The sequence below is a fragment of the Nibrella saemangeumensis genome (assembly GCF_039541915.1).
Lineage (GTDB): Bacteria > Bacteroidota > Bacteroidia > Cytophagales > Spirosomataceae > Nibrella > Nibrella saemangeumensis.
The window spans coordinates 302,887-318,290 of record NZ_BAABHD010000032.1 but is presented as its reverse complement, the minus strand read 5'-3'; the positions used below and the strand labels follow the sequence as shown (position 1 = coordinate 318,290).

Below are 15,404 nucleotides of genomic sequence, written 5' to 3'. Positions count from 1 at the left end.
CCCTCCTTCCGCTTTTCGGTGCAGCGTAGCAGTGGTCCTCGTTGTTTTTTCGGCCGTTGAAAACATAGCCTTCTGGGGCGCTTATGCCCATTCCGTTGCTAATAATTTCGGCATCCACGGCAGGCGTACGTACCGAAAGGACCAGGGAACAAATTGCAGTAGAACGTCCAGCGTCTCTTCCTTAATCGTCAATCGGTACACTGTATCTTCTACCGTCAACTGACCGGTGCGCTGCAGAAATGCCTCGCGTAAACCAGCGGGTGATGTGTTCCGGAGCCTGCCCCAGTGTTCAATAACGGAATGTAGCAGATTTTGTACTTCCTGCGCTACCTCTTGCGTCACCTTTATCCTATGGTCGCACGTATCGGCGGGTAGCAGGCCGCAGAGCAGCTTAGGGAACAGCAACTGCCATTCCGGTGCCTCCGTTTCGCCCGTGGCCAGGTAGTGCAGCAGCATGGGCATTCGCCCCGGGTGGCGCAATTGGTTATCGGATACTTCGTTCAGCCTTTCCAGAAACGTGGGCAGAAAATTAGCCAGCAACACCAGTCCGGCATTGGCGACGGTAATACCCTCCGCCAGGTGCGTGTCCAGCTCAGTAGCTCGCGCTTTACTACGCAAAGTCCCAGTTGGTTGGTCTTCTGGACTAAGTAGTCTTTCTTCTGAAAGCTGGTCAAAAAGCGACAAAACCTGCTGGCGCAAAGGATTGGGTAATGTACCTATCAGCAGCTCCACCGACTGAGGCCGAAAAACAGCGAAAGGTACCCTATTGAACCACTGCGCCAGGAACTGCGCCGAATCATGGCGAACCACCCAATTGTGATGCAGTACCAGAAACACGGATTGCAGCAGTTCAACCGTATTTGTAAACGAAAGCCTTTGAACCGCTGCAAGTTGCTCCGTAAAAAGCGCCCACGGCAAGCCCGTTATGGGTACCCACTGGTCGAGTAGCTGGTATTGAAATTCCTCACCCGTGAATTGCCACCACCGCCGGAAAGTGACTTCGCTGGTCAGTACAGCTGCGAGTCGCTGTTGAAACCAGGGGTCAGCCAACGCCTGTTGCTGTACGCCTTCCCGCCATTCGCTCCACCCTGCCTCGGTGAGCAGAGTCGGTAGCGTACCGTGCTGGAGATAATGCAGCAGCGTATTGGCACGATGTTCCGCCAGTGTTACTTTGTGCGTAAAAGACTGACCTGCCTGCTGCTCAACCTGCTCCCGAATCTGACGTTGGAGTGCCTCGCGGATTGCGGTCGATCGCTCCCCCTCCCACGCAGGCAGCGTTAACACCAGCGACAAACGGACTAATTGCATTACCTCGTTTGGGCCGCAGATAGTGGATAAGACGCCATCGAGGTCCTCCAGCAACACCGACACACACCATTCCCGTACCGTACTCACATCCGCCTGAGCGGTGTCGGGCAGTTGCAGTTCAATCCGGGCTTTGCCGATGGTGTGTCGGTTGGTCATGGTTACAGGCTATTCAGAATATCGATCAATCGTTTTAGCATCTCCAGATACCGGCGCTTGGCTACCTCCTGCTGCTCGGTTCGTTCAAACTCAGCCTTAGCATCGTCAATCATTCTAGCTACAATCTCCCGCTCGGCCGGGGTGAAGTTAGCAGCTGCATTCTGCCAGGAGCGTATAAAGCCGTCGGTCATTACAGCCCACAAGTCGAAGGTTGGTACTGGTTCTTTGTCAATATCATTCTTCTGCACGCAGGAGAAGAACATAACCACGCCAATCAGCACGCGGAACAACTCCAGCGCCAGCGGACGAACGGCTACCTGATCTGGATTGGTGATAACTGCCGTTAACTCGCGCATCCAGCGGGTGATCTCCGGTGGCGGCATAATTTGGGCGAGTTCGCGCTGCTGTTCGTCCTGCGGACGGGGGAGTAGCTGGTCTACCCGGCCAAAAGCGTCAGACACGGCGCCAAAGCCGGGGAAGGCGTTACGGAATCGAGCCAGCACGCGGGCCGGCTGGCTGTTCAGCTTTGCGAATGCATCGCGCCAAATGGTCAGGTCCGTACACTTCAGCGTTACCGGCTCCCGCACTGACACTTCCTTCTTCGTTTCATCGCTGCACGGACCATTGGTTACACTCAGCGTAACCGAGAAGGTTCCACCAGCGCTGTAGGTATGCGTCGGGTTGGCTGCTGTAGACGTGCCGCCATCACCGAAGTTCCACTCATTCGTTTGCCCGAACTGACTCCGGTTGATAAACCGCAAAGCCATCGGCGAAGTCGTAGCCGGCTGGCTGTCGAAATCGGCTTTTGGCATGAGAAACACCGTTACTGTTGTGGTGACCGATTGTCCACCCTGCTCATACGTCAGCGTCACCGCTTTTGAAGCATCGGCCCCCACGTTAACCGTTGCCGGCACAAACACAAACGCACCGTCTGCGTTCTTTTTGACGCCTTCACCTTTTACCTCACCACCCGCCGGACTGACGGTAATGGGATACTCCTTCCGGTCGATAACGCAGAACTGGTCTGGTTCCAGCGTGATGCGGAGCTGGACAGGTGGTTCCTGACCTTTATCTTCACCCAGCACAATGTAGCTCATTGGAGCACACTCCGATGCACAGACGTACGGCAGGTAAAAGTCAGCGATGACTACACCGTCTTGTATCTCGGCCACTACTTCAAGCAGTTCCTTATCCGTTAGTTCGTCCTCTTTGCTGCGGGCGGTAATCAGTTGCGTCAGCCAGAAAATACCCGTCTCCTTGACCGATTTAATGTCCGCAAATGCGGTACGGCTGGCGGCTGTTCGATTGGTGAGTTGTATCCGCTCCGGACCTTCTGCTACCCGATCTGAGTCGGCTCGGCCTGATGTTGTATCGCTGCCCCGAAAACTTGCGGTTAGCTCACCCCGTATATCCCGAATGTTGGTATTTCCATTCCGCTGCGGCAGCGCGTCGTGGTAAACCAGAATGAAAGTTCCGCCTACGGGAACACCAGCCTTGTGCTGAATGCCGCTGTTGAGGAAAGAAAACATGGCAAACGACTGGTTGGCCATGAACAGGTAGAACCGGAAGAGGAAATTACGGTACAGTTCCGCCATCACTGAACCTTTACACACGCGCACGACGGCGTTGAGGTGCAGCAGGAGTTCGGGGTTAGTGCGGGATTGACCCGTTGCATCCTGTTGCAGCAGTTGGTCAATGAGTCGCTCCGCGATGACGCACGCATCCTGCAGGCGGGCAGTCAGGTCGGTAATATTTAGCTGAATGATACCATCGGGCAGGGCTTCGTGAATTTTCTCCAGGTAGTACATGATACTGAGCGGACTTAGCACCGCGGCTGCACCCGTTATGACGCTGCTCTGCAGCATCACTGCCGACGTGATGTACGGCTGGTCTTTTACGGTTGGGTACCACTGGTCGAAGGCTTCGCCCAGCGTTTCGCGCTTGGTTTTATAATTCGGGTCGAACTTGCGCAGCAGTTGCGAAACCGGTGTATCGTTGTTATCGCCCTGTCGGTTGGCAAATGGCTGATCGTAAAGGAACCGTATTACTTTACCCAAGGTGCAGCGCAGTTCGGCGGCCTGCATATCGTACTGCATTTCGATGTCGTTGAAATAGCAGAGTATCTGTCGCCATTTTTCGGGCTGCTCCGCCAGCACCTTGCCCAGATTATTCAGGCTCTGCTGCAACAGGGCAATTAACGACCGAAAGTCACCGTTCAGCGCTACGACATCGAACGCCAGCCGGTGCTGCTGTTTAAGCTGGTAAATCTGCCGGAACGCCGTTTGCCACGGCAAACCGATATGTCCCTCAATTCTAAAAAAGTTATATGGCTCCAACTCATAGCGAAGCGGAAAGCGTACGTGGTCGTCGGTGGCATTGTACTGTTGCGCGTGGTAGCTCAGGTTGGTATTCCCCTTCCCGTTCTGTGTTTTGGTAAAGTTCCAGCCATCGAACAGGGCAGGGTCTTTCAGCACGTCGTAGTAGTACGGAATGGCCTTTTGCGACAGGGGAACATCGCCCAGTTTGCTGGGCGTAATCACAATCGGCACCTTCCGAATCTGCCCATTACCCGCACCCGCCGGAATATCGACCGACCGCACCAACTGCACCAGCCGGGCAAACAAAAATCGCAATTCGCCCACCAGCGTGTACGAATCACCCAGCGCCGGCGAGGGCAGAAAGTAATGCCGGTACGTCGTAGCGGAGTTGAACGCAGCGCCCAGCAGCAGGTGCCGGGGAAACAGGTTTTCGTCGGGGCAGCAGACAGCGCCGTGGCGCTGACAGGTCAGGCGCAGCTCGTCGTAGGCCTGAAGCAGGTCCGAGAAAAAGTCGTAGTAGTACTGCACGTTCAGTACCTGCGGCACCCCCAGACTACCATCGTAGAGAAACGCAAACCGATTCGTCAACCCAGTGAATGGATTCTGGTTAAAGTCGGCGGCTACCATCAGTTGCAGGGTCGCATAAGCGGCCGTCAGGGTATTCTCTATCTTCTGCAAAAAAGCTTCGTTCAGCAGCATGAGGTAGTTTTTCAAAATGCTGGCTGAGTCAGGCAGCGTGGTAGCCGGCACGTTGTAGCGGGGCATCTTCACCTCAGCCCAGCCCACGCAGGGTTTACCGGTTTTAAATGGGTCATCGCCGTTCAGGGCACCGATAAGACCCGCCACGTTGGCCTCTTCCACCAGCAGAGGCCGGAACACTACATCGACCGTGATGCCCTTATCGTCGCAGGAGTCCGGGTCGCAGTTCTTGTTGCCGATTTCAACCAGTTCCACAAAAATCAACACCACCTTATCCTTAAGAAAACTCTGATCTAAACCTGTTTTGGCCTCCGGTGTACCCGCCACCGCCAGTTCCCAGATCGGAATGCGCTGCTTCTTGGTAGTGGGGTCGACAAACCGATCGTAGTAGCGGTCTTTTTCCGCATTATACTCGCCGAAGAACGTGTAGGTGCGCTGCGGTACAGCCACCAGATACCCCGCCGACGTAACTCCCACGCCCTGCGTGATGGTTATGGCGTTGCCCGGTGACGAGACAAACACCTCCAGCCCGCACACGATACCAATGCCGATCAGGTTAGTGCGGGTCAGCCGTTCCTGCTCATCGAGGTAGTTAAACAGGTCCTGCAGGTTCTGGGCGGTCAGAATCTGGTCGGCCACGAACTCAGGAAACCGGGTAGGAATGGTGGCAAACATGGTAGTCAGCGGTTTAAATAACGGTCTGGTTCAGGTACACACGGTTTTCGTCATCACCATCCACGCAGTCGTGCAGGGTGGCTTTGGGGTACACACTCTTCAGGATTGTGAATTCGTCGAGCAGCGCCTTGAGCTTCTGGCTCAGCGGCAACGGTTTGGGCTCGGCTTTGCTCAGTTCGGCGAGCCAGTCGCACCACAGGCCGCCGAAGGTTTTGAGCTGTGCTTCAGATACCCAGCAAATTTTGACGCCCAGATGCGCTGGTACTTCCTGGCGGATGGTTTTCTCAGCAAACCGCCGGAAGGCAATTCCCCCGTTCGCCAGCCCTTGCTCGCCGTTCAGAACCAGGGTAATGCGGAACGAGTACGGGTCTTCTTCCCCGCAGAGGTGGCAATCGGGACCGATGCAAATGGGTAATAGCGGATCGCCGTCTTTGATGAGCGTCGAAGGCTGGTTATGCGGCCGGAGCAGGATATGCTCCACCACGTAAATCTGCTCGGCCCGCTGGATGCGCTCCACCAGGTTTCGGACCAGTTGCGCGTGCGCATCGGCATCAACCAGGGTACCAAAGGTGGCGGGTGTATGAGCCAGCGTATTTGTTCCCCTTTTAAGGTGCACGGCAAAAACGCCCGGCTCCGCTTCAACCACCACCACACTAGCCGGGTCAGCCAGCACCTCGGCCGCTTTACGGCTTAGTTGATAAAGTTTCTGTTGCAACGCATATTCGGTTGGCTGATCGGTTACCGGTGGGCTTTGCAGCAGGGTGTTGCCATCATTCAGTTCCCAATGTCCCTCCCACGTCCGGGTAGTGGCGTTCCCGGTGGTCACGTAGGAGAAAGACGATGCCAGCCCATTTAGCCCGAGCAGTACCCGGATACGCTCCTGCAAGCCGGCGATATTCCGACTATCACAAACGGTGGTCTCATCTTTGTAATTGAACGAGCGCGCCCGGTTGGTCGAGATAAAAGGCAAAGCTTCCAGAAAACTTATTTTTTCGCCGATTAACTCCGCCCCCGCCCGCGTGTGGGAACCCATCGCCGAGTAAAGCGTCAGGGTATAGTCGCTGAAGCTCTCGGCGAAACGACTCAGCAGATGGTCCAGAAAGCCATTCCGCCGACGCACAAAGCCGGATTCGTCTTCCAGTAAATTTACCAATGACTGTTCGGTAACGCTGTTGTAGAGGTTATCAACTCCTGCCAGTACATCCTCCCGAAACACGTAGGCAAAGTAGGTATGCTGCACCGCCGGGTTGATGCTGAGCAGATCGCGGAAGTGGTTCAGTTGCTGTACATACGTGGCCAGCAGGTGCTCAAACACCAGCAGATAGGCTTTTAGCTGCTTAGCCTGCGCCCGGCGCGCATCACTGACCGGATTAGGTAGCCCGTGCGGTCCCACGCCGTAGGTTTCGGGCAGCGCATACTGCACAGGATAGTAGGTTTCCAGGTCTACGTAGGCGCCTACGGGTACGGGTAAGTCGTTCTGGGGCTGAATAAGCTTGTTCTGCGCATTACGCCCTTTCCAGAGCAGTAATGTATCGTTTAATTCATCAGGGTCGGGCAGAAATGGCAGCCCGTTTTTGTACACCAGTACTTTCGACGCGTGAATGTAAAAGCGTGGCTGGTGACCGGGCGTTACAGCCAACTCCCACGGCTGTGATTCGACCAGTTTACCGACGGCGTTGTAGCGAGCCAGCGTAATATTCTTTACGGCCGTAATACCTGGTATATCCATCAGCAGGTTGATGATGTCCGACGTAAACAGTTTAGTCTTAAGCTGCGCCTTGTCCAGGTCGGCATCCAGAATAAAGCCGTGGTTCAGCTTCGGTCCATGAAAGATGTCTTCGGCAGGCGTATTTCGGTCGAGTAGCTGCTGCAGGGTATAGAACGGCACGATTGGACTCATATACTGATCAATGAGCCAATAAGCCTGTCCCAGTACGGCTTCAATATCAGCCTCGGCACTCATCTCAATGTCGGCGCAAACAGCAACGTCCTCCACCGGAACGGTGCTGATGGTGCAGTAGTCTTCGGCCAGGTTGCGGTGCTGGTGCAGAGCGACCGTAGCCGCTTCAACTACGCCGGCGGCTGCCTTTAACTGCGCCAGATAACGGTTCACCACGCTCAGCTTTGATGTATCGGCCAGCATGGCCCGGAGTTGCGCTACCGTAATGGCTTTGCGGTCTTCGTCGTTGCGGTACCATACCTTCAAGGGTACGTTTTTCAAGGTAGTGGTTTGCAGCGGTGCTCCGCCAATGGCGTGGAAGCTTATCTCTACCGTCGCGTAGAGCGGATTACGTAACGCCTTGTAGAGCTGTTCGTCCGGCACGTCGACGGTCTGGAGCGGATTACCCGAGATGGACACGATGGTAATGCCGTTTGGTTCCAGAAAGCTCTTTGGTTTAATAAACGATGAGAACTTGTCGATGCTCGCTGCGGCCTGGTGCCAGGGCGGAAAGCGCAGTTCCACCGTCGCGTTGGTGAATAGTCCCCCAGACACAAACGTCAGCCGGTTGAATACTTTTCCGCTGTTAAGGTCGCCGTTCACTGCATCGCTGTCCAGTTCCAGCAACACATCATAGAACCCTCTAATGCGCACCGGATGCTCCGTCTTTTCGTACTGCAATACGCTTTTGAGGCAATTGGCGTAAAGAGTAAAATCACAACTGCACTGTCTGCATTCCAGCCAGGCGTTTCGCACGCCCATCGGGTCGATGAGCTGCTTGCGAAAGTCATTCGTGGTCCACGGGTTAACCGTCAGCATGGTCCGGGCGGTGTAGAACGTCTGCTCATCGAAGTTAAGTTGCTGACCGGGGAACAGCGCCAGCAGGTCTTCAATGGAAAAGCCCAGTTGATAGCCAAGTTCGGTTTGGGCGTAGCAGAGCAGTTCTAGCAGTGTAATGCCGGGGTCGTGAATGTTGTAGTCGGTCCAGAGCGCGCTCCCTAATTGCTGAATCAGCTCAATACCCCGCTGGCGCAGGAGGGTATAGTCTTCTGCTTCGCTTAGCTTTGGGTGTTTGGGTATGGTGGGCGCGTTATTCATCAGGACAAGGGTCGGGCTGGGGTATAAGGGCTGCTTTTAACTGGACAGAAAACTGGTGCCGCACGGCAGCCGCCGATACCAGGATAGAGCGCGCCGTTGAGGCTACTGCCTCCTCTACATCACTGCTTTCTGTGGTGCCTTCGCCGGGTGTATGGAAGAGTTGAAAATTAGTCAGGTACTCCACGTAGGGGCGTTCCTCAATAAAGTCAATCAGTACCGATTTGTGAATGCGCCCGCCGAACTCAATATCTTTTGCTCCTCCGTAAGCCCACGGACTCAGAAACTGAGTGACCTCCTGCTGCAGGGTTTGCCCGTAATACAGCACATCCTCGTAGCCGTCGGTCAGCACCACCGTACAGGCCACGCGCACCTCCTCAAACTGTGGCTGGGCGGCTGCGAGCTTTACGTGACAGGACGTCCGCGCCCGCAGGAACTCTTCAATACGCCGGAGCAGGCTCTTTTTGGTATAGGGTTTCAGGGGGTCGATGTCGTTGCGGTGCTGGAGGCTTGGAATGGTGATGATGGTGATGTGACCCGGTGCCACCTCGTTGTACTCCAGGTTCCCCTCCGCCACGCTCCCCGCAATTCTGGCGTGGTTCAGGCATTTCACTTTGTAGATTTCCGGAAACGCCTGCAACACCAGGTGTTCGTAATCCCAGATGGTGATGGCCCGGTTTTTATGCCGAAGCCGCTCCGACACCCGCTGATAAAACGCGACTCCGCCTTCGACCGGCTTACCCCCAAAAGTCGCGTAGGGCTGTATGACCTTTTTCACAGCCACGTCGGGCGTCTGAAGCTTACTGATACTTCCCGCCGGTAACAGCGGCAGCTCGGTAGGCAGTACGGATTCCATCCGTCGAACCACCTCCACCGCGTTTGGATGAATACCGATGATTTTGGCTACGGCATCGGGCATATGCTCCACATTAGCCTTTAGCCAGATACACCCCGACGGCATAACTGTATTTGTGGTGTTCGCATCGGTCGGCAGGGTAATGTCAATCAGGCCCGACTGAACCAACTGACTTGTATTATCGCCCACCTGGTTGCTAGCAAGGGTTGTCCAGACATTATTTTTCAGATAGTACCACCTCAGATGCGGCTCGGGCTTTTCCTGAAGGGGATTTTCACTGCCCTCCATAAGCTGAAACAGCAGGGATACGGTATCTCCGCCTTGCCCGTTTTCCAGACCGATGTACAGTTCACCCTGCGCTTTAAAAGGAGGACTGGTCACCGCCAGTGGCGGAAGCAACCGCAGATTACCGGGTATTATTGACGCGTGTTGTTCGGCCTCGCCAAAGGGAGCAAGATGAAAGAACTGCAACGGGCGGTTATCAAAACCGGTAGCCGTGTTCAGGCTGGACCGACAACTGGCCGTGTAGCTCAGAAACAGGGACTGCAGCACCGGTTGATACGGCGGCACCGGCTCACTGAGGCTCGTGTTCCCCCTCGCTTTCTCGATCAGGTAGTACGTGAGCGCGCTCCGGTAATTGCGATGGCCGAAATCATTTTTTAACCTGAATTGCAGGTAGCCTTTCGTAGAGTTAGCCGAATAGCCGGGATAAGGCTCGTCTTTACCCAGGAAAGCGGCTTCTGTGCTTAACGCGACTGTTTCCGTATCGGTCGGCAACGGCTTCCCGGCGCTGTCGGCAAAAAGATAGCTGCTATTGCTTTTCTGAATCCATTGGCCTTTTTCAAGGGCCGCTATGGTGCAGGCTGGATAGTACGACGGGCCGTCGGTGGTACCGTAATCCAAACTGCCGCTGTAGTAATCAAAATCGATGGCTCCCGCATCGGCCGGCAAGTCTTTCCATTCCAGATTGAGCTGTATCGTTGCGCCGGGCTTGTAGAATACTTCATCGCTGCCGACAATAAACGAGTTACCAATGGTCGGTTCCGGTCCCCAGGGCTGGAAGGGCTTGGCAGGATTAAGCTGCCCAAAGTCGTTATGCAGTTCCAGATCTTTCAGACCACCCGTATCGTAAGTACCGTTTACCGACCCTACGGTTACCTCAATCTCTACTTGCGAAATCTGCACATCGGACAGACTGGCATACGCATAGGCCACGCTATCGGTATGCCGCAGCAGCATCTTTACGACCGGTTCCGTAGTCGTCAGCGAATAGCCGTGTACGCCTGGATTATACGGCGTTATAGCGGGTTGGTCGCCCGGCACGGTGAAACTCACCTGGGCGGCCGTGGTGGCGGTACTTTTCAGGTAGCTGGTCTGAATAGCTACGGTACTCGTGATCGGCAACCAGCCTTTTTCGGCAGTTACCCACAGGTCGAGTTCTTTACCGGTAAGTGCACTATCGGTGCTGAGGTCGAAGCGTAAGGTAATCTGCCGGTTGCCTTCCTTCAGGCGCAGATAGTGCGAGGCTACCGCAAAACCAATCTGCGCCCTGGGCATGTTAATGGCTTGAAGCGTTCCATTCTGGTAAGTTTTGTTATAGAAGGGATGCCATTCCTTAAGCGTGGTTGATAAGGGAGCACCAATACCATCGGCGGAGTTAGCTACGGGAGCCGCAAACAGACGGCCTTCGTTTATCACGCCCGACAAGTTATCGGTAACATCGGCTGCGTAAACGGCCATGAGATGCTTTACAACGGCTTTGTTCAGCACCGTTTCCCGCACCGACTCATACAGGATCGGATTACCCGCAGCGTCTTTTCCTCCCACAAAAGAAGTGCCTTGTTTCAGCACCCATTTCGTTACGGTCTTGCTCAGTTCCAGTGCCATGTAAGCCCGGTCGGCCTGTGCCGGTTGCCGGCGCATACGCAACACCCGCTCGTAGTAAAAGTCCAGGTGCCGGCCCGTCAGACCATTCATGGCCTTGCGGGTCGCTTCCAGCAGATGAACGTGGGTGAGAAACAGCGTGTAGTGCGGCTGATGGTTCGGCCAGTCGGTGATCATTCGGGTAATAGCCTGTTGCGCGAGGGCTACGACAAACGCTGATGAGGCACTGACCTGGTCGAGCAGGCCGGTGAAAAAGTTATGATGAGCGGCCTGCTGAATTTTCCCGGCCACCGTAACAGCTACCGTACCAAACAAGGTAGTGTCGGCCGCTACACTCGCCTGCCAGGTGGACCAGGTAGCGCCCAAAGCCCATCGGCCGGCGTCGAATTCCTGCCCCAAAACCAGGTCGGCCGTGGCTACAGGCTGGTGAAAAATCGTTAGACCAAGTCTTGAGCCGGCTTCGAGCAAACCTTCGGCTTTGGCACCTTTATAGTAAGCCAGTGCCCGTTCGGTGATGGAGCGCAGTTGCTGACGGGCGTGATTCTGTAATTGAAACGCAAAATCTTCGGCCTCGGTTGTGTAGCGCAACTGCTGGTCAACGGCATATACATACGAAAACACCACATCGAACAGACCCGTAAAAGTTTGCTTCAGAAGGGATTCGTTGGACGCGTTATCGTTTTCGTAAAGGATGTTCAACTGTTCCCGAAAAAAATGGGGCAGGGTATCGGGGGCATGAGTCGTCAAGTGAGCCAGCCGGGCGGCAATGTCCATTCCGAAGAAGGGCTGCATTGACCCACTCACCTCGTTGATCAGGTTATAATACTTTACCGACTGCGCCAGTTGCGCGGCCCACACCATCCAGTCGGCCGGGGTTTTATCGACCACCGGCGCCGACAGCGGATCAAGCGCCGGCAGACTACGCCCGCTCTGGCTGGTGCCACTGCGCTGTAGGGGATTTTTATGTTGACTGCAGTCGGCCATGGATTACTGGGCAAGCGGGTGGTTAGTGGTCAGGATATTCATTTCGGTGGCTTCATTCCGGTAGAACGGAAAGACAAAGTTGAACCGGCTGTTGGTGGCACTGACTAGGTACTCAATCCGGATAAAAATGACGCCTTCATTCTGTTGTGAATCGTCTACCTCAATCCTCTTAGCTTCAATACGCGGCTCGAAATACAGAATGGCGGTTTCAATCCGGTCTTTAATCAGCGTCTTTGCCCCCGTATTCAGACTTTCAAATAAGAGTTCTTCCATATGACAGCCGTACTTAGGCTGCATTACCCGCTCGCCAAGGCGCGTGGTAAGCAGGATCTCCAGACTTCGCTGGATATCCAGGTATTGTTCGGTCATTTCCACGCCGGGCAAGGCTGGATTAAAACTCGGTGGAAAGCTCCATCCTTTACCAATGAAGTCGTTCGCAGCCATTGTTTAGTATGAAGTTTAAGGCTGTTTGGAAACAGGTACAAGGCTAAACGTCCGATAAAACCTATCCGATCAGCACCGTTGGATGGCCCAACAGAATTGAGCCTCCGTGCGCGGTAGGATCCCCCATCCTGGCGGCTGGCATACCGCCAATGGTTACGGTTGCCGATCCGGCCACAATGCTGTCGGGTGGCCCGGCACAACTGACTAAATCACCCACTCTTGCTGCGGGTACACCCCCGATAGTCACCGTCGGGCAGCCCAGCATAATAGGTCCGCCCACGTGCGGTACCGTGCCCGTCACCATCGGGCAAACGTGCATATCCCCTTGCCGGGCAGCGGGTTGAGCCATAATTCTATAGGTTCCGGGTTTCAGGTTCCAGGTTTCAGGTTTGTGCATTCCGAACTTAAACCTGGAACCTGAACCTATCAATTGATTTGCACCATTGCCCCTTTTACGGCGGTGTTGGCTCCGGACGACAGTTCGGCCCCGGCACCACCGCTTACCTTCATTTGTGCCCCACCTTTCAACTCGGCATTGGCACCCGCTTCCAGCTTTGTGTTGCTGGCCGCTTTCAACGTCAGGTTTTTTATACTCTCTACCGTTATGCCGTCGGGGTCCATCACCAGCTTGTTGCCATTACTGTCTTTCAGCGTAATTCGCTGCTGGTCATCGTCCAGAATAAATTGGTGGCCGGCCGGGGTTGATAAGGTAATTGTCTTTTTTTCGTCGTTGAACAGTACCTTCAGTTCGCTGCGGGAAATAAAACCCTTTTCGTGATTGTCGTTGCTGGCCGGAATGGGCGCGGGATTTTTGCTGCTGTGCACCATACCCAGCACCACGCCATGCCGGGGGTCGTTCAGCAGAAACCCAACCATTACCTCATCGCCGATTTCGGGCCGAACCACCCACCCTCGTTCTTTACCGGCATCCAGACTCACCATACGCATCCAGGCACCATCGTCGGCCCCGTTTACCATAGGCAGGCGCACCCGGATGCGGTCTTCCCCCGCCGGGTCTTCCAGGTCCGTAACAATGCCGATTTGCAACCCCTGCACCGGCGGTATCAGGGCGCCCGAAAGTGGTTGGGGAACGTTGAAGGTCTGCGCGAACCATTTCGGATCTTCGCCGAATTGCATAATCGTTTCCCAATTGCCTTTTTCCAACTGATGGCGCACACCCGTAATCATCAGTTTGCCCTCAAAGCGCTCGCCCGCTCCGGATAGTTGAAAAACTTTGCCGGGTACCGGCTCAGGGGTACCGTCGATACGGACGCGCCCGCGAATTTTGCTCAGCCGCTGTTTCTGGAAAGCCGCATCGGCCCAGGCTTTCAGTTCGGGTTCGGGCAGGGCCGGGTGGCGCAACTGCCACGGCTCGCTACCGGTTACATTGGCCAATATATCGGCCGCCAGATTTCCGGCCGCCGGAACCGGCGGGATAGTAGCCTCTACGCCGTCGATCAGCGTTTGCTCGGCCGGGTCCCACCCTACTGCCTTGAGCTGCCTGTACTGCAACCGGCTGTCGATTTCCGCATCCAGTTCTTTCACCGTTGCCCCGAACTGCACCGACAGCACCGGCTCCTGCTCAAAATCGGGTGGCTTGATGCTTACTTTGTCGTCCTCGGTTACGACCCACAACCGGTTGGCTTCGGCCCGGCACAGCATATAATCCCAATCGGTGCAATTGAACTGCACCAGTTCTTTATGCGCCGGAGTATCCCCATCCACATCGGCGGTCAGGCCGTACTTCTGCACCAACTGTTCCGCTACGGCCAGATCGGTCTGGTCGTGGTAATAATCGTTACTAAGCTGGGTCGTCATCTTCACCGCTTCGTGCCGGCACTCCACCACCAGCAGGGACACGTTTTTTCGTACTTTAATGCTATGCCGGATGACCACGCCTTTGAAGATGGTTTCCTCGTCGCTGCGGTACCCGGCCTTTATTTCAATTTTCCTGCCGGGTATGAGCTGCTCACCATTGCTCACCGAGAAACGCTGCTGCGATGCCTGCCCATCCTGAATAATAAGCGTAGCCGAAGACAATCGGTTCACCTCCCGGTTCACAACCATGCTCAGCACATTCACACTATCGGGCAGGGGGTCGCCATCGCTCAGCACGGTGAACGTTGCTACCGACTTCGGCTGATTGCTGGGTATGACTTGCTGGTCGGTCATCGCACAGGGGTGTTTTTCTCAAGCGGTGGAAACTGTAGTTCCTGACCGGGTACCAGTTGTCGAAAGTTGGCCAGTTTATTCACCCGCGCTACCTGGAGGTAGTAGCCAGAGTGGCCGTAAATCTGGTAACAAAGCATGGGTAGTGTGTCGCCGGCTTTCACCAGTCGGTAATGGGTCAGGTCGGGCGAGCGCCGACGTTCAGTAGCCGTGCGGAGGTTATCCTCCACACTGCCTTTGAAACTAATTTTACATATGGCCCGAATGGGTTTGCCATCCGGGTTGAACAACTTGATGTTGATGTTCAACCCGGTGCACCGGCCTTTGAACAGCAGACTACCCCACACGACTTTGAAATGCTTGGGTTCGTGAATGTCGCCTTCGTACTTCAGCAGCAGGTCGCGCAGTTTGATAATGTCGTCTTCGATGGATTCACGCGGATTATTGTCGACAATACCGGTGCTGTCGATGAGCAGTTCAAACGAGAACTCTTCCGGTTTCTTGACGGTAAACCGTTGCTGTGCCGTACTGGCACCCTGCCCCTGCGCATCCTGGTACTCCACTTTATAGTCGAGCGTGTAGGATTCAGGGTTCAGCATCGCTTCAAAGGTCTCCATGCCCTCTGGCGGGTCATTGTAGGTGGAGTCTTTGAAACCAATTATTTTCAGCTTCTCGAGTTGTCCGGCGGGCATCAGCGTTCTTCTTTATATTTAAGGATTTCCAATACCTGCTCTACGGCATCAGCCACCACTTTATCAGACGACGGCTGGTTAGTAGCCCCCTCGTCGGCGGGCTGGCTGCTACTTCCCTCCCCACCGGTCTGGCGCGGCTGGTTAACGCTCACCTTAATGGTCAGTTCACGAATCTCAACGGGCAT

At 55.0% G+C, this 15,404-nt stretch carries 9 protein-coding genes; all 9 read right to left on the bottom strand.

The features are described 5' to 3' along the window. Positions 1–81 precede the first annotated feature (81 nt). Positions 82–1,464 carry a contractile injection system tape measure protein gene (locus ABD949_RS17970; protein ID WP_345245466.1) on the bottom strand — a complete coding sequence of 461 codons (1,383 nt, stop codon included), beginning with the start codon at positions 1,462–1,464 and terminating at the stop codon, positions 82–84. Between the two features lie 2 nt (positions 1,465–1,466). Then, complete coding sequence (locus ABD949_RS17965) at positions 1,467–5,156, bottom strand: PKD domain-containing protein (protein WP_345245464.1); 3,690 nt, start codon at positions 5,154–5,156, stop codon at positions 1,467–1,469. Positions 5,157–5,169: 13 nt separating this feature from the next. Further along, positions 5,170–8,193: a hypothetical protein gene (locus tag ABD949_RS17960; RefSeq protein WP_345245462.1), complete on the bottom strand. Its 3,024-nt coding sequence runs from the start codon at positions 8,191–8,193 to the stop codon at positions 5,170–5,172. Further along, entirely contained in the window at positions 8,186–11,914 is a 3,729-nt protein-coding gene (locus tag ABD949_RS17955; protein ID WP_345245460.1) for a baseplate J/gp47 family protein, read from the bottom strand. Before ABD949_RS17955 ends, ABD949_RS17960 begins: the two co-directional genes overlap by 8 nt. Before the next feature lie 3 nt (positions 11,915–11,917). Further along, positions 11,918–12,358: a GPW/gp25 family protein gene (locus ABD949_RS17950; RefSeq protein WP_345245458.1), complete on the bottom strand. Its 441-nt coding sequence runs from the start codon at positions 12,356–12,358 to the stop codon at positions 11,918–11,920. A 61-nt stretch (positions 12,359–12,419) separates the two neighbouring features. Beyond that, on the bottom strand, positions 12,420–12,707 hold the full coding sequence (locus ABD949_RS17945; protein ID WP_345245456.1) for a PAAR domain-containing protein: 288 nt from the start codon (positions 12,705–12,707) through the stop codon (positions 12,420–12,422). A gap of 77 nt (positions 12,708–12,784) precedes the next feature. Continuing rightward, entirely contained in the window at positions 12,785–14,530 is a 1,746-nt protein-coding gene (gene vgrG, locus ABD949_RS17940) for a type VI secretion system tip protein VgrG (protein WP_345245454.1), read from the bottom strand. Then, positions 14,527–15,219, bottom strand: a complete 693-nt coding sequence (locus ABD949_RS17935) for a CIS tube protein (RefSeq protein WP_345245452.1) — start codon at positions 15,217–15,219, stop codon at positions 14,527–14,529. The genes vgrG and ABD949_RS17935 overlap by 4 nt, the downstream gene beginning before the upstream one ends. After that, complete coding sequence (locus tag ABD949_RS17930) at positions 15,219–15,404, bottom strand: DUF5908 family protein (protein ID WP_345245450.1); 186 nt, start codon at positions 15,402–15,404, stop codon at positions 15,219–15,221. The genes ABD949_RS17935 and ABD949_RS17930 overlap by 1 nt, the downstream gene beginning before the upstream one ends.

What these genes read in the sequence shown, in the direction of transcription:
- ABD949_RS17970 (WP_345245466.1), bottom strand. Translation starts at nt 1,464, where the DNA reads ATGACCAACCGACACACCATCGGCAAAGCCCGGATTGAACTGCAACTG.
- ABD949_RS17965 (WP_345245464.1), bottom strand. Translation starts at nt 5,156, where the DNA reads ATGTTTGCCACCATTCCTACCCGGTTTCCTGAGTTCGTGGCCGACCAG.
- ABD949_RS17960 (WP_345245462.1), bottom strand. Translation starts at nt 8,193, where the DNA reads ATGAATAACGCGCCCACCATACCCAAACACCCAAAGCTAAGCGAAGCA.
- ABD949_RS17955 (WP_345245460.1), bottom strand. Translation starts at nt 11,914, where the DNA reads ATGGCCGACTGCAGTCAACATAAAAATCCCCTACAGCGCAGTGGCACC.
- ABD949_RS17950 (WP_345245458.1), bottom strand. Translation starts at nt 12,358, where the DNA reads ATGGCTGCGAACGACTTCATTGGTAAAGGATGGAGCTTTCCACCGAGT.
- ABD949_RS17945 (WP_345245456.1), bottom strand. Translation starts at nt 12,707, where the DNA reads ATGGCTCAACCCGCTGCCCGGCAAGGGGATATGCACGTTTGCCCGATG.
- vgrG (WP_345245454.1), bottom strand. Translation starts at nt 14,530, where the DNA reads ATGACCGACCAGCAAGTCATACCCAGCAATCAGCCGAAGTCGGTAGCA.
- ABD949_RS17935 (WP_345245452.1), bottom strand. Translation starts at nt 15,219, where the DNA reads ATGCCCGCCGGACAACTCGAGAAGCTGAAAATAATTGGTTTCAAAGAC.
- ABD949_RS17930 (WP_345245450.1), bottom strand. Translation starts at nt 15,404, where the DNA reads ATGCCCGTTGAGATTCGTGAACTGACCATTAAGGTGAGCGTTAACCAG.